This is a genomic window from Collinsella aerofaciens, from assembly GCF_005845035.1.
Lineage (GTDB): Bacteria > Actinomycetota > Coriobacteriia > Coriobacteriales > Coriobacteriaceae > Collinsella > Collinsella aerofaciens_I.
The window spans coordinates 46,373-65,169 of the sequence record NZ_SPFO01000006.1; the positions used below are offsets into that span (position 1 = coordinate 46,373).

The window sequence follows — 18,797 nt, forward strand, 5'->3', positions numbered from 1 at the left end:
CGCTCCGTGCCATTCTAGCCCAGGGGCCCACCACACGCCAACGACGTCGTCACGGTCGCTGGCATCGCATCGCAAAGCCATTCGCAGTCGGCGTGACGGTAATGTCGCCGTGTTCGATGGTGCATGCGAAGGCCCCACCGGCCGCTCGAACCGCATCAACGCACTCGTCGCTGGGATGACCGTATCGATTCCCCTCGCCGGCGCTTGCAACGGAAAGCTCGGGTCTCAAGACGCCCAGCAACTCGCCGTCGACCGAAACCTTCGAGCCGTGATGCCCTAACTTGAGCACATCGATATCCCCCACCTCCTGCACAATCTCACGTTCCTGGTCAAGCTCGGCATCGCCGGTCAGCAGCATACGCAAGCGCTTTCCTTCCTGCGCAAAGATGAGCAGCAAGACAAGCGAGTCCTCGTTCCCCTCTCCATCCACAGAATCGAACGGCCACATCACGCGGGCGCGAAACGCACCGATGTCGAGGGCATCTCCCCGCCTCACCTGGCGATATGAAACGCCGGGGCGGTTTAGAACCTGCGCAGGCGCATCCTCGAGCGCGTCGGCCGCCACGGCTATGGTCCCAACCGAAAACTGTTCCAGAACTGCAGGCAGGCCGCCCCAATGGTCCTCGTCCCAATGCGTTACAAAGACGGCATCGATATGGTGGACGTTGTTGCGAACCAACGCCGCCACAACGCGCTCGTCGAGCCCGCAGTCGACAAGCGCCACGGTACTGCCCTGACGAACCAAAATCGCATCGGCCTGGCCAACATCGAGGACCGTCACCGAAGGCGGAGCAAATCGATCCCAGTAGACGTACGGAATCCCCGCAAGAAGCGCCAGGCAGACTAGCCCAGCAGCCATAGGCTGTGCCTGCGGGCGCGGCCACCAGACCAAGAGAACCAGCAGCGCCAATGGCACCACGTAAATCCAGAACGTATCGGGCGGCACACTCACGGATGCACCCGGCACGGCGGCAAACAGCTGCTCAAAGAACAGTGCGCACCGGGCGGAAATCATGGGTACGACAAGCGCCCAAGCCTGCAACGGCGCCACGAGCGAAAAGGGAACCAGCACAATCGACACAGCGAGCAGTACACTCACCACCGGACCGATGAACGCATTTGCCAGCGGAGCAATGAGCGAGAACGTACCGAAGGCGGGAATGGTGATGGGGAGCGTCGCCAACTGCGAGCACAGTGTGACGGAAAGCATGCCGGCAATGCCCGTCGGCACACCCAGCTCTCCCAATGCGTAGGTGGCGTACGGGCAAAAGCACAGGATGGCAAAGACGCTGACACATGAAAGCTGAAAGCCCATCTCGAACAGTACCGTCGGCCGCAGTAGCACAAAGATGGACACGGTTACGAAGAGTGCCGAAAGGCCGTGCCGGCGACGCCCCGCGCCGTTTACGACAAGCGTCGCAAAGACCATACAGCACGCGCGCACGGCCGAGGGCGAGGCGCCCGTAAAGGCAGCGTAGCCCACAAGCGTTATCGCCAATATCGCCCGCTGAAGACCACGTGAGCACCGGGTCTTTTGCAATACACCCTCGATTACAAACCCCACGATAGCCAAATGGCTGCCCGAGACGGCGATAAGATGCGCCGTTCCCGTCACTGAAAACCAATCGCCCGCCTGCTGGGCGCGCAGCTCGGCCGAACGACCGCAGACGACACCGGCGATGAGCGCACGCGCCGGGTCGGTCGCAGGCGCGATGGACCCAAGCAGCCCATTTCGCAGTCGAAGCAGCGGCCCCGGAGAACCCTCATCGACCGACACAATCCGAACGGCTTTAACCTTGCGCACCTCGCCTCGGAGCACGCGCGATCGTCCATACGCATCGTTCTCAAAACGTGAAACGCGACCGATAACACGCACGTGCGCCCCGACCCTGAGCTCGCGGTCACACGATAGGCGAACCGTTGCCAAGTTCTTGCCGTCCGCGCGTGCCTCGCAGGTATAGGAATACACGTCGTCGTTTATGGATGGATCACCCTGCACGACAAACTCGAGGCTGCTTGCCGCTCGACCATCGAGCGCCTTCGAAGCGCTCAGCGCGCCCACAGCCCACCACACAGAGACGACCGCTCCCGCCACGAGGCCGACGGACGCGGCATACAGCCACCGCTTCAAAGGGGCAAGCCGCGCACAAGATTGAGCCAGCACAACGAATACCGCCGCCGCGACGGGGATGGCCCATAGCGGCCCGACCGCCGGCGCCTGCTCCCTCAGCAGCGCATCAGCGGCCACGTTGAGCACCAAGGCGCAGCTCATGCACATGCCGGCACACAGGGCCATCGTCCACGGAATCAGGGGCCGCGGAGGCATCACATGCTCGCGCTCGGTCGCACTCATACGCAGATGCTATCTTTGATTTTGGCAAGCTTTTTCTCGCCGATTCCCGACACACGCATCAGATCGTCAACCGAGGCAAAAGCACCGTTCTTTGTCCGCTCATCGATAATCGACTGGGCCATGGAGGGACCGATCCCCGAGAGCGTCTGTAGCTCTGCCGCGCTTGCCGTATTGATATTTACTAGGCCTGTTGCGCCACTCACGCCCGATGATGCGGAAGCCCCACCATCAACACCGGCTTCCGCAATGGACGCCTGCTGCTCCCCTACCGTTGGAACGTGAATCTTCTGTCCATCGACGACCTTAGATGCCCGATTGAGCCCCGTAACGTCTGCCTCGGGCGCCAGCCCGCCGGCGGCATCAATCGCCTGAGCCACCCGCGCGCCGTCCTTGAGACGATATACACCGGGCGACACAACGGCGCCATCAACATCGACATAAACCTCTGCCGCGGCAGACGCCTTAGGCGAAGAGCCTTCGGATGTCTTTCCGCTCGAGGCATCGCCGGATCCCGGCTCCACTAACGAACCCGAACCATCAGTGTGCTCAAACGACACACTGCCGGCACCGCCGCCAAGGTTCGCCATCGCCAGTCCACTCGCCATCGCAATGACGACCAGTATCGCCATCACCACTGCCTTATGACCGAGCAGCTTGCCCGCCCAGCGGTCCATCTTTTTGACCCGTTCGTGTTGTTCGCGCTGCGCCATAGCAAAACCTCCCAACACCATCGTGTCAGGAAATCGCAACCGAACGAACCGTATGGATAAACCAGTTTTGACGGTCAAACCAAAAGCTGACCAAAACCTTGCGCGAACGTGTCCATTTATTCATTCACGCGTCAACGAATGAACACATCGCCGTCAAACGCCCAAATAGCAAAAGACCGACGATACAAGCGTACCGTCGGTCTATGCAGACAATTACTCGTGATCTTGGTAAATCTCACGCGGAGCAAGCTCCGAATGTTTGCATTTTAAGGTCTTAGGGGCCTTATACGTGTTGCTCTCGAAGTCGATGTACTCGGTCTGCTTGAGCAGGCGCTCAATCATCTCCTCGTGATCGAACAACTCCCAGGCCTCATGCACGGCATCGAGTTTAGCGTGCGTCTCGGGACGGCGCGGCATAAACAGCGTGCAACAGTCGGGAGCGGCCTCAGTCGAGATATCAAACGTACCGATCTCCTCGGCGCGCGCGATGATCTCCTGCTTGTCCGAACCGATGAGAGGACGGAACACGGGGATCTTCACGGCCTCGTTGACGGCCATGATATTCTCAAGCGTTTGGGAGGCAACCTGCCCAAGCGATTCGCCCGTCACGATGGCCTTGGCGCCCTCGATGTGCGCAATGCGCTCGGCAACCGAATACATAATGCGGCGATACATGATCACGCGCAGATTGCTGGGACAGGTGACCGAAATCTCACGCTGGCAGTCGCCAAACGGCACCACATACAGGCGGCCGATCTGGACACCCGGCTCAAGCGCACGGATGATGTCCTGCACCAAATACTCGCTCGTATCGGGCGTCTGCGGACGACCGGAGAAATGTACCGGCACGCACACCGCACCGCGACGCGCGAGCATCCAGGTCGCCACCGGAGAATCGATACCCGACGACAGCAGCGTCACGACCTTGCCGGCAGAACCCACCGGCAGACCGCCCACGCCGCGCTCGGAGCGCGCATACACGTAGACGCTACCCTGGACCACCAATACGTGCACCATAGCGTCAGGATCGTGCATCTGGACCTTTTTATCGGGAAACGCCTCGCACAGCACCTCGCCCACCTGACGATTGATGTCAATCGAAGTGAGCTCATAGTCAGTATTGGAGCGCTTGGCGTGCACCTTAAACGAATCGAAGGGACCAAACTCGCGCAGCGCCTTCACGGCGGCGGCACAGTACTCCTGCGGGTCGCGGTTAGTGTGATACGCCAAAGACACACGAGCAACGCCGGGAACGGTGCGAATGACACGCGCCGCCTCATCGGCCTGATGCTCGTTAAAGGTCACGAGGATATAACCGGAAATTCGAGACACGGCATTCACGGAAAAGGCGGCCAAAGCCGCCTTAATGTTATCCATGAGGATATGCTCAAAATGTGCGCGGTTCTTGCCCTTCAGTCCAACCTCGTGATAGTGGACCAGGCAGACGCGAGCTGCCATTTAGGCTTCAGCAACCTTGTGGCCGAGTGCCTTCTCGTAACGGGCCTCGTCGTAGGAGATATCGCCGTCGACGATCTCGTCCATAGCCATCGAAATGGTATCGGCACCAGAGAGCGCGATGGTGATGTCATCGACATCCTGGACGGCAAGCACACGATTGTGCTGGCCACGCAGCATGCTATTGATATCGCAGGCGCGCTTGGAGGCAAGCGAAGCGAGCAGGAAGCGGTTGTGATCGGTCTTCTCCAGAAGATCGTCAATGCAAGGCTTTACAACGGACACGGACCTCAGATCCTTTCATGCATATCGAGAACGCGAACGAGCTCATCGGTCGCGCGGTCGAGATCGTCATTCACCACGACGTCGTCGTAGCGGTCGGCAAGGGCAAGCTCATGGGCGGCGTTTGCCATACGCAGCTCGATCGTCTCGGGCGACTCGGTACCACGACCGACAAGACGCTCGCGAAGCACCTCGAGCGAGGGCGGCTTGATAAAGATCAACACGGCCTCGGGGAAACGCTCCTTGACCTGCAGGGCACCCTGGACATCGATCTCCAAGATCAGAGACGAGCCAGAGGCGAGCTTGGATGTGACCTCGCTCACCAACGTCCCGTAGCAGTTGCCGTGGACCTCAGCCCACTCAACAAACTCACCGTTTGCCACGCGGCGGTCGAACTCCTCGCGCGTCAGGAAAAAGTAGTTGACGCCGTCGACCTCACCTTTACGTGGTGCTCGCGTGGTAGCCGAAACCGTCAGGCCCAGGTTCGAGCGACGCTCGCGCACACGAGTGACGAGCGTGCCCTTGCCTGCACCTGACGGTCCAGAAATCACAAAGAGCTTTGAATCCTGAGCGCTCACTTATTTGGTCAGCTGCTCGAGGAGCTGCTCGCGCTGACGGACGCCGAGGCCCTGGACACGACGGGTAGCGGAGATGCCGAGCTCCTCCATAATCTTGGCAGCCTTGGCCTTGCCATAACCGGGGAGAGACTCGATGAGGGTGGAGACCTTCATGCGGGAAGCGATGGGATCATCGGAGTTGAGCACGGACTCGAGGGACTTCTCACCCTTCTTGATCTGCTCGCGAAGCTCAGCGCGGGCATGACGGGCGGCAGCGGCCTTCTCAAGAGCCTGCTTGCGCTGCTCGTCGGTAAGCTGAGGGAGTGCCATTCGAACCTCCAAATAATTGGTTTAACATTCATTCGATGTTGGCATTTTAGCACGTCAAACGTACAAAATGCTCAATTGCGGCTCCATAGGTTAGACGATACCTGCAAAAAGTGCAATATATCGGGGGCAAAGTTAAGCCCCCGAACCGCGATTCCACACAATAGATGGGAAAGTTTTCGCAGGCACGGGGGCTAATTTGTGCTAATGGCACCCAAAAGTGGTGACTTAAGGAAATCTTTTACGCGACGTTTTCGACCAGCTCGGCGACAATGGCGTCAAAAGCGGCAACCGGGTCGTCGGCACCGGTGATGGGACGGCCCACCACGATATGGCTCGCGCCGCGCTCGATAGCCTGAGAAGGCGTGGCAACGCGGGACTGATCGCCCAGGGCCGCGCCCACGGGACGCACGCCCGGGGTCACGATGAGGGCATCGGGGCCCAGCAGCTCGCGCATATCGTGAGCCTCCATCGGAGAGCACACGATACCGTCGATGCCGTTGGCCTGAGCAAGCTTCGCCAGGCGAGCGGCCTCCTCGGCCACAGGCGACTCGACGCCAATCTCGGCCAGCGAATCCTGGCTCATGCTCGTGAGTACGGTAATGGCGACAAGCTTGGCACGGTCCACGCGCGCCTCCTCGGCACCCTCGCGGCAGGCAGCGAGCATAGCGCCCGAGCCCAGGCCGTGAACCGAAAGCAGGTCGGCACCGGCAAGCGAGGCCGAGCGGGCAGCGCCGCGCACCTGATGCGGAATGTCATGGAACTTAAGGTCGAGGAAGACCTTAAAGCCAAGGTCCTTAAAGGTCTTGACGATCTGGGGACCCTCGGCGTAATAGAGCGTCATGCCGACCTTGAGCCAAGCGGCATGGCCCGAAAGCTCATGGGCGAGCTCGAGCGCACGCTCACGGTCGCAGTCGAGGGCGACGATAACGCGGTCGCGGGCATCAGTCTCTAGCATTCGAAAGCACCTACCAGCTCGTTGATATCCTTCACGCCCTGGGACTCCGCCCAGGCCTCGAGCTCGTGCGCAATCTTGAGCGAAGCGCACGGATCGACGAAGTTGGCCATGCCGACCGACACGCAGGTGGCGCCAGCCAGGATAAACTCGGCCGCATCCTCGCCGGTCATGACGCCGCCGACACCGTTGATGGGGATATCAACGGCCTGGGCAACCTCCCAGACCATGCGCACGGCGATGTGGTGGCACAGCGGGCCCGAAAGGCCGCCCTTGGGCTTGGCCACGCGGGACTTACGGGTATGAACGTCGATGGCCATGCCCTGGATGGAGTTTATGACCGAAAGTCCATCGGCGCCGGCGGCCTCGAGAGCCTTGGCAATCTCGGCGACGTTGACCGGAGCCATCTTGACGAACAGCGGCTTATCGGTCACCTTGCGGCAGGCGGCCATGACGGAAGAGGCACCCTCGGGCGTAGACCCCATGGCGGCACCGCCGGCGGCGATGTTGGGGCAGCTCACGTTGATCTCGTAGCCGGCAGCCCAGGGGCATAGCTCGACATACATCTCGAGCGCGCGCACAAACTCATCAACGGAGTGGCCGGCAACCTGGCAAATGACCTGGCAACCGTCCTTGGACAGCTGCTCGAGCCACGGGCCGGACTCACGGGCAAAGGCGGCGACACCGGGGTTTTGCAGGCCCACGGAGTTGATCATACCGCCCGGGATCTCGGCCATACGGGGCGCAGGGTTGCCCGGCCAGGGCTCGGCGGCGCAGCCCTTAGTGGTGATGGCGCCCAGCTGGGACACATCGAAGAAGTTCTGGAACTGCCAACCGTAGCCGAAGGTACCGGCTGCGGTGTTGATGGGGTTCTGCATCATGACGCCGCCGAAATCGACGGCCATGTTCACGGTACCCACTAGAAGACCACCACCTTGGAAGCATCGAACACGGGGCCGCACATGCAGGCGCCCTTCATACCGTCGACCGTCTCGACATTGCAGGTGTTGCAGGCGCCAAAGCCGCAGCTCATCATGCGCTCGAGAGACACCTCGCAGTACGCACCGGCCTCGGCGGCAGCGGCGGCGACTTTCTTCATCATGACGGCGGGGCCGCAGCTGGCCACGTAGTCGTAGCCGCCCTCGCCGAGCAGCTCGGCTGCCGGATCGGTGCAAAAACCGTGCGTACCCAGCGTACCGTCGTCGGTGCACACGTTAACCGTGGCGCCCAGCGCGCGGAACTCATCGACACCCACGGCCTTGGACGCGGTGCCAAAGCCCAAGCACACGTCCACATCAACACCCTGCTCGGCAAGCATACCGGCAAGGCACAGCACAGGCGGAACGCCGATGCCACCGGCGACGAGCAGGGCCTTCCTGGTGCCCTCGGGTACCATCCAGCCACGGCCACCGGGGCCCAGCAGGTTAGAGGTGGAGCCAGGGCCCATCTGGGACAAACGACGGGTATCGTCGCCCACGACGGCGTACCACAGCTCGACGGTGCCGGCCTCGGCGTCGGCGCGGTAGTAGCTCAGGGGCACGCGAAGCAGCGAGGACGCATCTCCGGGTACGGCGATGTTCACAAACTGACCGGGCTTGAGCGCACTTGCAAGCTTGGGGGCCGAGATGACGAGCGAGAAGATGCCGTCGGCAATCTCCCGGTTCGAGACGACCTCGAAGTCGTGCATGCGTGCAGTGGAAGGTGTGGGCATAGACGCTCCAATCCCCCATGCGGTTGCATGGTCCAAACGAATAGAAAGCGCGGCACTGCAAGGGCGCCGCGCACAAAAGCGATAAGGCTATGCTAGCAGATGCAGCCGTCAGCAAGCGTCTGCTTACCGCCGACAAACACATCGGTGGCACGACCGGTGAGCGTGCGGCCGGCAAAACCGGAGTTCTCGGCGCGCGACTCGTAACCGTCCTCGCCAACCGTCCAGGTTGCGGAGGGGTCGAACACGGTCAGGTCGGCGACAGAGCCCGCCTTGACCTGAACCTGGTCGAGGCCCAGGATCTCACGCGGCTTGATGGCCATGAGCTCGACCATGCGAGCCATGCTCATCTTGCCCGTATTGACCAGCTCGGTAAGCACAAGCGACAGCGAGGTCTCGAGGCCGATCATGCCAAAGGGCGCAAGCTCGAACTCGCGGGCCTTCTCCCACGGGGTGTGGGGAGCGTGATCGGTGACGATCACGTCGACGGTACCGTCGATGACACCCTGACGGATGGCCTCGGCGTCCTCGTCGGTGCGAAGCGGCGGATTGACCTTGAGCGAGGTGTTGTAGGTCTCGTCCAGGTCGTTCTCGGTCAGGAACATGTGGTGCGGGGTAGCCTCGCAGGTCACCTGGACACCGGCGGCCTTACCGGCTCGCACGAGTTCCAGGCCATGAGCGGTGGAGATGTGCTGGATGTGCAGCTTGGCACCGGTCAGCTTGGCGATCTCGATATCGCGAGCGATCTGCAGCTCCTCGCCTGCCGCCGGCCAGCCCTCGAGGGCCAGACGGGTCGAGACCTTGCCCTCGTTGATCTGACCGTGACCGACCAGATCCTCGTCCTGGCAGTGGCTCATAAAGACCTTGCCGAACATCTTGCCGTAGTCCATGCAGCGACGGAGCATGCCCGCGCCCTGCACGCCACGACCGTCGTCAGTGAAGGCGACGGCGCCGTGGGCGACCATATCGCCCATCTCGGACATGGCCTCGCCCTTAAGACCGCGGGTCATGGCGCCCGACGGATAGACGCGGCAGTGGCCGACCTCGGCAGCGCGGGACTTAACGAACTCAACGACGGTGCCGTTATCGGTGACGGGATCGGTGTTGGGCATGGCGCAAACGCCGGTGAAGCCGCCCTTGGCAGCAGCGCGGGTGCCACTCTCGATGTCCTCTTTGACCTCGTAGCCAGGCTCGCGCAGATGCACGTGCATATCCACCAGGCCGGGGACGAGATACTTGCCGGAAAGGTCGCGGACCTCGACTCCCTCGGCGGCGAGGTTCTCGCCGACCTCGGCGATCTTGTCGCCGTCGATCAGGACGTCGACGACACCGTCAAGCTCGACAGACGGATCGACGACGTGGGCATTCTTAAGAAGCAAGGCCATTATCGGCACCTCCAAGCAGCAGATACAGGATAGCCATACGCACGCAGATGCCGGCGTAGACCTGCTCCAGGATGACGGAGCGTTGCGGGTGGTCGGCCATGTAGGAGTCGAACTCGACACCGCGGTTGATGGGGCCCGGGTGACAGATGATCGCATCGGGCTTCATGAGCTTCTCGCGGTCCTTGGTCAGACCGAAGAGCTTGTGGTACTCGCGAATCGTAGGGAACGGTGCGCCCTCGAGGCGCTCCTGCTGCACGCGCAGCATGTAGACGACGTCCAGCTCGGGCAGGACGGAATCGAGATCGCTCGTCACGTGGTCGCAGCCAAGGACCTCGGGTGCCGGCGGCAGCAGCGTGCCGGGGGCGACGGCGTAGGTCTCGCAGCCCATGATCTTAAGGGCGGGGATCAGCGAGCCGCAGACACGGGAGTGGGAGATGTCGCCGACGACGGCGACCTTCAGACCATGGAAGTCACCCTTGTGCTGCCAAATGGTGTACAGGTCGAGCAGGGCCTGCGTGGGGTGATTATGCTTGCCATCGCCGGCGCAGATAACGCTCGCGGGCGAGTTCTGCGTGACGATGTAGGGCGCGCCGGCGTGCTTGTCACGCACGACGATGCAGTCGATCTTATAAGCGTTAAGGGTCTCGACGGTATCGACGAGGCTCTCGCCCTTGACCGTGGAGGTCGAGGAGCCGCCAAAGTTGAGGCTGTCGGCCGAAAGACGCTTCTCGGCGAGTTCGAAGGAGCTGCGGGTGCGCGTCGAGGGCTCGTTGAACATGTTGACGATGGTCTTGCCCTTGAGCGTGGGGACCTTCTTGATCGCACGCTCGTTGACCTCGGAGAACGCCTTGGCGGTCTCGAGGATGAGCTTAATATCCTCTTCGGAGTACTCGGTAATGTCGATCAGGTGCTTATGGTTGAACGCCACGGTACTACTCACCTCCCAGCGGCGCGGAGCCCACGTGGGAACCCGGCGCGACGTCGTTGATCTCGACAGCGGTACGGCCGTCGACTTCCTTCATATATAGGTGCACGTTCTCCTCGTGAGACGAGGGAACGTTCTTGCCGACAAAGTCCGGCGAGATGGGAAGCTCGCGGTGACCGCGGTCAACGAGAACTGCCAGCTCAATGCGGCTCGGGCGGCCCAGGTCCATGACGGCGTCCAGAGCGGCGCGGATGGTACGACCCGTGTACAGGATGTCGTCCACCAGCACGACGCGCTTGCCGTCGACGCTAAAGGGAATGTTGGTAGCGTGGATCGCGGGAGCGAAATTGGTCGCATAGTCATCGCGGTAGAAGCTGATGTCGAGGCTGCCGAGCGGAACTTCGACGCCCTCGATCTCCTTGATCTCCTCGGCGAGCTTCTTTGCCAGAAGGTCGCCGCGCGTGACGATGCCGACCAGAGCGAGGTCTTCACAGCCCTCGTTGCGCTCGAGAATCTCGTGCGCGATGCGGGTCATCGCTCGGTTGACGGCGGTCTCGTCCATGATGACCGCCTTGGGGGAAGTCGTGCCCATCGATCTCCTTCCTCACATGTCTTGACTGCTGACACAGTCAAAAAAATAGATGCCCGACCGCTCAAAGCGGACCAGACACCCACAAGGAAAGGCTGCTCTATGGCAGCTATGTAATTCCATGTGGGTATCTCGTACCCCTTTAATGGTCAAGGGATAGTCTAGCCAACCTCGAGCTTAATTGCGAGCATAAATACGGAGCAATCCGTAAACGGAGCCCAACGCTCAATAAACCTATATATATTTGTGGGACGAGCTTGAAAACCTTGTTGCGAGCTGGCATAATCCCCTCTGCTGCACGCAAATCGGATCTACGTCCAGGGCCGTGGCGTGGGCACTATCGCCAAAAGAGAAATATCTCTGTGTAGATTACGCACAGGGAGCTGCTTCTGTGCTATAGTTCAGGCTTGTTTGTTAACGCGACATGTTCGTTTGTCGCCCAAGGAGGGTCAGTTATGTCCAAAGTTTGCGAAGTTTGCGGTAAGCACCCCGTTGCCGGTCGCTCCATCAGCCACTCTCACCGCGTCACCAACCGTAAGTTCCGCCCCAACATCCAGCGCGTTTACGTCGTCGTCGACGGTCACCGTCGCAAGATGAACGTTTGCTCCACCTGCCTCAAGTCCGGCAAGGTTGCGCGCTCCTAAATAAGGTCTTACCAACAAGTACCTCGGACTCTCCGGGTCAAAGACCTCGCGTTCACATAGAACTTACCAAAGGCGCCCTCCCCTACGGAGGGCGCCTTTTTGGTTTATTGACTACCAACTGATCGTAAAACGACAACTATTAACATATGAATATGCAAAAGTCGTTCTCGATAACCCGACGCCTTTAAGCCAAAAACCCTCTGGAACCAAATGCTGGCCAATACGGCTTCAGGGCACCTACAAGGCGCAAAGCATCCGATCTTTCCTACGCTAAGTAGCATAATTTAGTTGAAACGGTTCATTTAATTGAAGCGTTTTAGTATGCCTTTTACGGGAATCTGACCGTTTACCGAATTATTTCTTGCTATCATGCAAGGCGTAGGGTAAATCTCCGATCGCAAGGAGACACAAATGGTGAAAAAGTCACCGGAAAACACTACTCCCGCAATTGTGGACAACGTAGAGGCGCTTGAGGCTAAGCTCGCTCAAATGCGAGAGGCCCAGGCGCTTTTTGCTACGTACACGCAGGAGCAGGTCGACAAGATCTTCTATGAGGCCGCCATGGCCGCCAACAAGGCTCGTATCCCGTTGGCGAAGATGGCCATCGAGGAGACCGGCCGCGGCGTTCTTGAGGACAAGGTCATCAAGAACCACTACGCCGCAGAGTACATCTACAACGCTTACAAGAACACCAAGACCTGTGGTGTCCTTGAGCGCGACGAGGCCTACGGCATCACCAAGATCGCCGAGCCCATCGGCATCGTGGGCGCCGTCATCCCGACGACCAACCCCACCTCCACCGCGATCTTCAAGACGCTGATCAGCCTGAAGACCCGCAACGCCATCATCATCTCCCCGCACCCGGCTGCCGCCAAGTGCACCATCGCCGCCGCCAAGCTCGTGCTTGACGCCGCCGTCAAGGCCGGCGCCCCCGAGGGCATCATCGGCTGGGTCGATGTCCCCTCCATCGAGCTGACCAACATGGTCATGCGCGACGTCGACATCATCCTCGCCACCGGTGGCCCGGGCATGGTCAAGGCCGCTTACTCCTCGGGCAAGCCCGCCCTGGGCGTTGGCGCCGGTAACACCCCGGTCGTCATCGACGACACCGCCGACGTGCTGCTCGCCGTCAACTCCATCATCCACTCCAAGACCTTCGACAACGGCATGATCTGCGCTTCCGAGCAGTCCGTGACCGTCATCGACAGCATCTATGACCAGGTTAAGGCCGAGTTCCAGAAGCGCGGCTGCTACTTCGTCAAGCAGGGTGCCGAGATGGAGGCCCTGCGTGCCGCCATGTTCAAGAACGGCGCCCTCGATCACCGCATCCCCGGCATGGCTGCCGCCAAGATCGCCGAGCTCGCCGGCATCGAGGTTCCCGCCAAGACTAAGATCCTGATCGCCGAGGTCACCTCCACTGACCCCGCCAAGGAGGAGTTCTCCCACGAGAAGCTCTCCCCGGTCCTGGCCATGTACCACGCCAAGGACTTCCAGGAGGCCGTCGACAAGGCCGAGCACCTGGTGCTCGCCGGTGGCCCGGGCCACACCGCCTCTCTGTACGTGCACCCCGCCCAGGCCGAGAAGATCAGCCTGTTCGAGCACGTCATGAAGGCCTGCCGTATCGTCATCAACACCCCGTCCTCGCACGGCGGCATCGGTGACCTGTACAACTTTGGCATGAAGCCGTCTCTGACCCTGGGCTGCGGCTCCTGGGGCGGCAACTCCGTCTCCGAGAACGTTGGGGTGAAGCACTTGATCAACGTTAAGACTGTGGCCGAGCGCCGTGAGAACATGCTGTGGTTCCGCGCTCCCGAGAAGGTCTACTTCAAGAAGGGTTCCACGCCCGTCGCCCTCGACGAGCTTGGCAACGTCATGGGCAAGAAGCGCGCCTTCATCGTCACCGACCAGTTCCTCTTCAAGAATGGCAACACCCGCGCCATCGAGGCCAAGCTCGACGAGATGGGCATCGCCCACGACTGCTTCTACGACGTCGAGCCCGATCCGTCGCTGCAGTGCGCACGTCGCGGCGCCAAGCAGATGGCTCTCTTTGAGCCGGACGTCATCATCGCCGTCGGCGGTGGCTCCGCTATGGACGCCGGCAAGATCATGTGGATGATGTACGAGCACCCCGAGTGCAAGTTTGAGGACATGGCCATGGACTTCATGGACATCCGCAAGCGTATCTTCACCTTCCCCGAGATGGGCAAGAAGGCCTACTTCGTCGCCGTCCCGACCTCTTCGGGTACCGGCTCCGAGTGCACGCCGTTCGCCATCATCACCGACAAGGAGACCGGCATCAAGTGGCCGCTCGCCGACTACGCGCTGCTCCCCAACATGGCTATCGTCGACGCCGACAACTGCATGACCGCCCCGCGCGGCCTGACCGCTGCCTCCGGCATCGACGTCATGACCCACGCCATCGAGTCCTACGTCTCCATCATGGCTTCCGACTACACCAAGGGCCTCTCCGAGCGCGCTGCTAAGCTCGTCTTCGAGAACCTGCCCTCCAGCTTCACGAACGGCGCCAAGGACCCGCATGCCCGCGAGGAGATGCACAACGCCTCCTGCATGGCCGGTATGGCCTTCGCCAACGCCTTCCTGGGCCTCAACCACTCCATGGCCCACAAGCTCGGCGCTTTCCATCACCTGCCTCACGGCCTCGCAAACGCCGTCATCCTGACCCGCGTCATGCGCTACAACGCCGCCGAGGCTCCCGTCAAGATGGGTACCTTCTCCCAGTATCCTTACCCCAACGCACTGCACAACTACGCCGAGATGGCCAAGTACTGCGGCATCGAGGGCAAGGACGACAAGGAGGTCTTCGAGAACTTCATCACGAAGCTCGAGGAGCTCAAGGACTTCATCGGCGTCAAGAAGACCATCGCCGACTACGGTGTTGACGAGCAGTACTTCCTCGACACCCTCGACGAGATGACCGAGCAGGCATTCAACGACCAGTGCACCGGCGCCAACCCGCGCTACCCGCTCATGAGCGAGATCAAGGAGCTCTACCTGGACGCCTACTACGGCCGCGAGCCTCAGGACTACGCCGTCTGCTAGTTTTAGCACGGTTTTTAACGGCGGGGGTGCACGGGTGTTTCACACACCCCCGCCGTCGCTTCTATCGCATCGTTGAAAGGATGCAACCATGCTGCTACCCGATTCCAAGACCGAGCTCGTCCGCCGTGGCAACAAGGTCGTTTACGACCTGGGCGACAAGATCGTCAAGGTCTTTAACGAGACCAAGCCTGTCTCCGACGTGTTCAACGAGGCTTTGAATCTTGCCCGCATCAATGAGTGCGGCATCCGCAGCCCCAAGGCTCTCGAGGTTTCCCAGCTCGAGAACGCCAACGGCTGGGCGCTCGTGACCGAGAAGGTTCCGGGCACCACCCTTGCCGAGAAGATGACTGCCGAGCCCCAGCGCTTTGGTGAGTACCTCGAGATGTTCGTCGACCTCCAGATCGAGATCCACGGCTACACCTCCCCGCTGCTCAACCGTCAGCGCGACAAGTTCGCCCGCATGATCGACAGCCTTGATCAGCTCAATGCCACCACGCGCTACAACCTTCAGGAGCGTCTGGACGGCATGACCAAGGAGTTCAAGGTCTGCCACGGCGATTTCAACCCCTCCAACGTCATCGTCGGCGACGACGGCCAGCTCTATGTGTGCGACTGGGCACACGCCACCCAGGGCTCCCCTGCTGCCGACGTTGCCACCACCTACCTGCTCTTTGCCCTCAACAGCAAGGATCAGGCCGAGGCCTACCTGGAGCTCTACTGCGACCGCGCCGACATGCCCATGCAGGTCGTGCGTCAGTGGACGAGCATCGTCGCCGCTTCCGAGCTCGCTCGTAAGCGCAACGTGAACGACGAGTTCCTGAAGAACTGGATCGACGTCGTCGATTATCAGTAATATCTGAGCGATTCATTTCGCATCGGAGGCACAAAGGAAAACCCCGCAGCTCGCATAGGCTGTGGGGTTTTCCTTTTAGATATCGAGGATGCTACAAGATAAAAGGACGGCCCCGCATCTCCCCGATCTGGAGAAATGCGGGGCCGTCCCGTATATCGAACTACAAGCGAAATCGTCGATTAACGACGGGCCGCCTTAACAAGCTCGGCAACCTTGGCGACGACCTCGTCGATCGCCACATCCTCGCGCTCGCCTGTGGAACGGTCCTTGAGCTCGACGGTGCCGTTCTTAAGGCCACGCTTGCCGAGCACCACCTGATACGGGAAGCCCATGAGGTCGTTATCGGCAAACTTAAAGCCAGGACGCTCATCGCGATCGTCGACGACGACCTCGATACCCTCGGCACACAGGCCATCAACAATCTGCTCGCAGACGGTAGCGCACTCCTCCTTCTTGGGGTCGAGCGGAATCACCGCGACCTCGTACGGGGCAACGGAGACCGGCCAGACGATACCGTGCTCGTCGTTGTGCTGCTCCACGACGGCAGCGAGCGAGCGGGACACGCCCACGCCGTAACAACCCATGATGAGCGGCTTCTCCTTGCCGTCCTCGTCCATAAAGGTGGCACCCATGGCCTCGGAATACTTGGTACCCAGCTGGAAGACCTGCGAGACCTCGATGCCGCGAGCAGCGGAGAGCGGCTTGCCGCAGTGCGGGCAAGGGTCGCCGGCAACAACGGTGACCAGATCGGCCCACTCGTCGACGGTAAAGTCGCGCTCGGGGCAGGCGCCGGTAAAGTGATAGTCGACCTCGTTGGCACCGCAGGCCCACTGCTTGGACTCGCGCAGGCTCTCGTCGCACACCAGGCGAATGCCCTCGGGAAGGTTAACCGGTCCGATAAAGCCCTTATGCAGACCGTAGGTCTGGAGCTCCTCATCGGTCATCATGCGATAACCCTTGCCAAAGACATGCTCGGCCTTGCAGTCATTGAGCTCATGATCGCCCGGAACAAGGGCCACGACCGGCTTGCCCTCGGAGTCAATCAACGCCAGGGACTTGCGCGTGCCGTTCTCGGGGAACCCAAAGAACTTGGCAACAGCCTCAATGGTACCCATGCCCGGAGTCTCGACCTTGGTGAGCGTACCGTCGCCAGGACCCTCGGTCACAACGACCTTGGTGCTTGCGGCCTCATCGTCGGCAGCGAAGCCGCACTCATCGCAGTAGACGAGCGAAGCCTCGCCAGCGTCGGCCAAAGCCATGTACTCAACGGAGGTGTCGCCGCCGATCTCGCCGGAGTCGGCAACGACGGGCAGGGCCTTGATGTAGCAGCGCTCGCAGATGTTGGCGTAGGCCTGCTTCATCTTGTCATACTCCTCCTGCAGGCTCTCCTGCGTGGCAGAGAAGCTGTAGGCGTCCTTCATGATGAACTCGCGACCGCGCATCAGGCCAAAGCGGGGACGGAACTCGTCACGGAACTTGTCCTGGATGTGGTAGAGGTTGACGGGAAGCTGCTTATAGGAGCGCAGTTCATTGCGCACCAGGGCGGTGACAGTCTCCTCGTGGGTGGGGCCCAGCACGAACTCGCGGCCGTGGCGGTCATCAAAGCGCACGAGCTCCTTGCCATAGGCGTCGATGCGGCCGGACTCGCGCCATAGCTCAGCGTCGACCATAATGGGCATCATGAGCTCCTGGGCGCCGGCGGCATCCATCTCGTCGCGCACGATGTTCTCGATCTTGCGAATCGAGCGCCATGCGAGCGGCAGGTAGGAATACAGACCGGCGGCCTCCTTGCGGATCATGCCGGCACGGAGCAGCAGGCGGTGGCTGGCGAGCTCAGCGTCCGCCGGATCCTCTTTAAGCGTCGGCGCATAGAGCTTAGACATATACATTGCTCGGGTCATTTATTTCTCCTCAATAAGTTTGTCGACCTCTGCCATAAGCGCGTCGACAATTTGGTCCTCAGCTACTTTACCAATGATCTGGCCATGCGAAAAGAGCAAGGCCTGACCACGTCCGCAAGCAACGCCCAGGTCGGCATCAGAAGCCTCACCGGGGCCATTAACGGCACATCCCATCACAGCGATAGAAAGCGGCGCGGAGTAGTTCTTAAGCCGCTCGGTGACCTCCTCGGCGATGGGAATGAGGTTAACCTGGCAGCGGGCGCACGTGGGGCACGAGACAATCTCGGGGCCACGGCGACGCAGGCCCAGCGACTGCAGAATACCCCAGGCAACCGGAGGCTCCTCAACCGGATCGGCCGTGAGAGAGACGCGCATGGTGTCACCAATACCCTCAGACAGCAGAATACCAAGGCCCACCGAGCTCTTAATGGTGCCCTGAAGCTTGGTACCCGCCTCGGTTACGCCCAGGTGAAGCGGAACGTGAGGAATCTCACGCGACAAGGCTCGATAGGCATCGAGCGTCGTTTGCACGCTATGGGCCTTGGCCGAAAGCACAATGTTCGTAAAGCCGCGGTCTTCAAAATGCTTGACGAAACGCTCGCTCGACATCACGAGCTTTTCGGGCTGCGTGAGGTCGTCGCGCTCGGCGATATCCTGCTCAAGTGAACCGGCATTGACGCCGATACGAATCGCACAGCCCGCTGCACCCGCAGCATCGATCACCGCGTCAACCTTAGCCCAATCGCCGATATTGCCGGGATTAATGCGCAGTTTGGCGGCACCAGCCTCGACGGCACCAATGGCGAGCTTATGGTTAAAGTGAATATCGGCGACGATCGGCACCGGAGACTCGGCACAGATGGTGCGGAAACCCCCAAGCGCGGCCTCGGTGGGCACGCTCACGCGCACGATATCGCAGCCAGCCTGCGCCAACGCGCACACTTGCGCAAGCGTTGCCTGGGCGTCGGCGGTATCGGTGCAAGTCATGGACTGAACCACGACCGGCGCGCCGCCACCGATCTGTACGCCGCCCACACGCACGGGGTGCGTCAGTTCGCGCGGCAAAGGATGGGATAAAGACAATCCAAACACT

17 protein-coding genes are annotated in these 18,797 nt (G+C 60.9%); 3 read left to right on the top strand and 14 right to left on the bottom strand.

What is annotated here, in order from left to right; all coding sequences use genetic code 11:
- Positions 1–49: 49 nt before the first annotated feature.
- The 12 genes from FGQ67_RS04400 to pyrR all read right to left on the bottom strand — a co-directional run bounded on the left by FGQ67_RS04400 (position 50) and on the right by pyrR (position 11,249).
- Entirely contained in the window at positions 50–2,353 is a 2,304-nt protein-coding gene (locus FGQ67_RS04400) for a DNA internalization-related competence protein ComEC/Rec2 (protein ID WP_138340342.1), read from the bottom strand.
- On the bottom strand, positions 2,350–3,063 hold the full coding sequence (locus tag FGQ67_RS04405) for a helix-hairpin-helix domain-containing protein (protein WP_138340343.1): 714 nt from the start codon (positions 3,061–3,063) through the stop codon (positions 2,350–2,352). Before FGQ67_RS04405 ends, FGQ67_RS04400 begins: the two co-directional genes overlap by 4 nt.
- A gap of 213 nt (positions 3,064–3,276) precedes the next feature.
- Positions 3,277–4,521 carry a tRNA uracil 4-sulfurtransferase ThiI gene (gene thiI, locus FGQ67_RS04410; RefSeq protein ID WP_138340344.1) on the bottom strand — a complete coding sequence of 415 codons (1,245 nt, stop codon included), beginning with the start codon at positions 4,519–4,521 and terminating at the stop codon, positions 3,277–3,279.
- Entirely contained in the window at positions 4,522–4,803 is a 282-nt protein-coding gene (locus tag FGQ67_RS04415; RefSeq protein ID WP_055250050.1) for a DNA-directed RNA polymerase subunit omega, read from the bottom strand.
- 5 nt (positions 4,804–4,808) lie between these two features.
- Positions 4,809–5,378 carry a guanylate kinase gene (gmk, locus tag FGQ67_RS04420; RefSeq protein WP_138340345.1) on the bottom strand — a complete coding sequence of 190 codons (570 nt, stop codon included), beginning with the start codon at positions 5,376–5,378 and terminating at the stop codon, positions 4,809–4,811.
- Positions 5,379–5,687 carry an integration host factor, actinobacterial type gene (gene mihF, locus FGQ67_RS04425; protein ID WP_006236130.1) on the bottom strand — a complete coding sequence of 103 codons (309 nt, stop codon included), beginning with the start codon at positions 5,685–5,687 and terminating at the stop codon, positions 5,379–5,381.
- A gap of 238 nt (positions 5,688–5,925) precedes the next feature.
- On the bottom strand, positions 5,926–6,642 hold the full coding sequence (gene pyrF, locus FGQ67_RS04430; protein WP_138340346.1) for an orotidine-5'-phosphate decarboxylase: 717 nt from the start codon (positions 6,640–6,642) through the stop codon (positions 5,926–5,928).
- The gene (locus FGQ67_RS04435) at positions 6,636–7,544 is read right to left on the bottom strand and encodes a dihydroorotate dehydrogenase (RefSeq protein ID WP_171025199.1); all 909 of its coding nucleotides are present in this window, start codon (positions 7,542–7,544) and stop codon (positions 6,636–6,638) included. The genes pyrF and FGQ67_RS04435 overlap by 7 nt, the downstream gene beginning before the upstream one ends.
- 14 nt (positions 7,545–7,558) lie before the next feature.
- Positions 7,559–8,326 (bottom strand): dihydroorotate dehydrogenase electron transfer subunit, encoded by a 768-nt coding sequence (locus FGQ67_RS04440; RefSeq protein ID WP_138340348.1) that lies wholly within the window; start codon positions 8,324–8,326, stop codon positions 7,559–7,561.
- A gap of 116 nt (positions 8,327–8,442) precedes the next feature.
- Positions 8,443–9,732, bottom strand: coding sequence for a dihydroorotase (locus FGQ67_RS04445; RefSeq protein WP_138340349.1), 1,290 nt, complete (start codon positions 9,730–9,732; stop codon positions 8,443–8,445).
- The gene (locus FGQ67_RS04450; protein ID WP_138340350.1) at positions 9,716–10,660 is read right to left on the bottom strand and encodes an aspartate carbamoyltransferase catalytic subunit; all 945 of its coding nucleotides are present in this window, start codon (positions 10,658–10,660) and stop codon (positions 9,716–9,718) included. The genes FGQ67_RS04445 and FGQ67_RS04450 overlap by 17 nt, the downstream gene beginning before the upstream one ends.
- Before the next feature lie 4 nt (positions 10,661–10,664).
- Positions 10,665–11,249, bottom strand: coding sequence for a bifunctional pyr operon transcriptional regulator/uracil phosphoribosyltransferase PyrR (gene pyrR / locus FGQ67_RS04455; RefSeq protein ID WP_138112663.1), 585 nt, complete (start codon positions 11,247–11,249; stop codon positions 10,665–10,667).
- 452 nt (positions 11,250–11,701) lie between these two features.
- Here pyrR and rpmB point away from each other — a divergent pair, with 452 nt between their 5' ends.
- From rpmB to FGQ67_RS04470, 3 genes are all read left to right on the top strand, one after another.
- A complete protein-coding gene (gene rpmB, locus FGQ67_RS04460) occupies positions 11,702–11,890 on the top strand; it encodes a 50S ribosomal protein L28 (protein WP_022094725.1) in 189 nt (62 codons plus the stop codon).
- A 411-nt stretch (positions 11,891–12,301) separates the two neighbouring features.
- Positions 12,302–14,950, top strand: coding sequence for a bifunctional acetaldehyde-CoA/alcohol dehydrogenase (adhE, locus tag FGQ67_RS04465; RefSeq protein WP_138340351.1), 2,649 nt, complete (start codon positions 12,302–12,304; stop codon positions 14,948–14,950).
- Between the two features lie 88 nt (positions 14,951–15,038).
- Positions 15,039–15,803, top strand: coding sequence for an aminoglycoside phosphotransferase family protein (locus FGQ67_RS04470; RefSeq protein WP_006236119.1), 765 nt, complete (start codon positions 15,039–15,041; stop codon positions 15,801–15,803).
- A gap of 179 nt (positions 15,804–15,982) precedes the next feature.
- Here FGQ67_RS04470 and FGQ67_RS04475 read toward each other — a convergent pair whose 3' ends face one another.
- A complete protein-coding gene (locus tag FGQ67_RS04475) occupies positions 15,983–17,704 on the bottom strand; it encodes a proline--tRNA ligase (protein ID WP_249934385.1) in 1,722 nt (573 codons plus the stop codon).
- On the bottom strand, positions 17,705–18,787 hold the full coding sequence (gene ispG, locus FGQ67_RS04480; protein WP_138340352.1) for a flavodoxin-dependent (E)-4-hydroxy-3-methylbut-2-enyl-diphosphate synthase: 1,083 nt from the start codon (positions 18,785–18,787) through the stop codon (positions 17,705–17,707).
- Positions 18,788–18,797: the final 10 nt, after the last annotated feature.

What these genes read in the sequence shown, in the direction of transcription:
- FGQ67_RS04400 (WP_138340342.1), bottom strand. Translation starts at nt 2,353, where the DNA reads ATGAGTGCGACCGAGCGCGAGCATGTGATGCCTCCGCGGCCCCTGATT.
- FGQ67_RS04405 (WP_138340343.1), bottom strand. Translation starts at nt 3,063, where the DNA reads ATGGCGCAGCGCGAACAACACGAACGGGTCAAAAAGATGGACCGCTGG.
- thiI (WP_138340344.1), bottom strand. Translation starts at nt 4,521, where the DNA reads ATGGCAGCTCGCGTCTGCCTGGTCCACTATCACGAGGTTGGACTGAAG.
- mihF (WP_006236130.1), bottom strand. Translation starts at nt 5,687, where the DNA reads ATGGCACTCCCTCAGCTTACCGACGAGCAGCGCAAGCAGGCTCTTGAG.
- pyrF (WP_138340346.1), bottom strand. Translation starts at nt 6,642, where the DNA reads ATGCTAGAGACTGATGCCCGCGACCGCGTTATCGTCGCCCTCGACTGC.
- FGQ67_RS04435 (WP_171025199.1), bottom strand. Translation starts at nt 7,544, where the DNA reads ATGGCCGTCGATTTCGGCGGCGTCATGATGCAGAACCCCATCAACACC.
- FGQ67_RS04440 (WP_138340348.1), bottom strand. Translation starts at nt 8,326, where the DNA reads ATGCACGACTTCGAGGTCGTCTCGAACCGGGAGATTGCCGACGGCATC.
- FGQ67_RS04445 (WP_138340349.1), bottom strand. Translation starts at nt 9,732, where the DNA reads ATGGCCTTGCTTCTTAAGAATGCCCACGTCGTCGATCCGTCTGTCGAG.
- pyrR (WP_138112663.1), bottom strand. Translation starts at nt 11,249, where the DNA reads ATGGGCACGACTTCCCCCAAGGCGGTCATCATGGACGAGACCGCCGTC.
- rpmB (WP_022094725.1), top strand. Translation starts at nt 11,702, where the DNA reads ATGTCCAAAGTTTGCGAAGTTTGCGGTAAGCACCCCGTTGCCGGTCGC.
- adhE (WP_138340351.1), top strand. Translation starts at nt 12,302, where the DNA reads ATGGTGAAAAAGTCACCGGAAAACACTACTCCCGCAATTGTGGACAAC.
- FGQ67_RS04470 (WP_006236119.1), top strand. Translation starts at nt 15,039, where the DNA reads ATGCTGCTACCCGATTCCAAGACCGAGCTCGTCCGCCGTGGCAACAAG.
- FGQ67_RS04475 (WP_249934385.1), bottom strand. Translation starts at nt 17,704, where the DNA reads ATGACCCGAGCAATGTATATGTCTAAGCTCTATGCGCCGACGCTTAAA.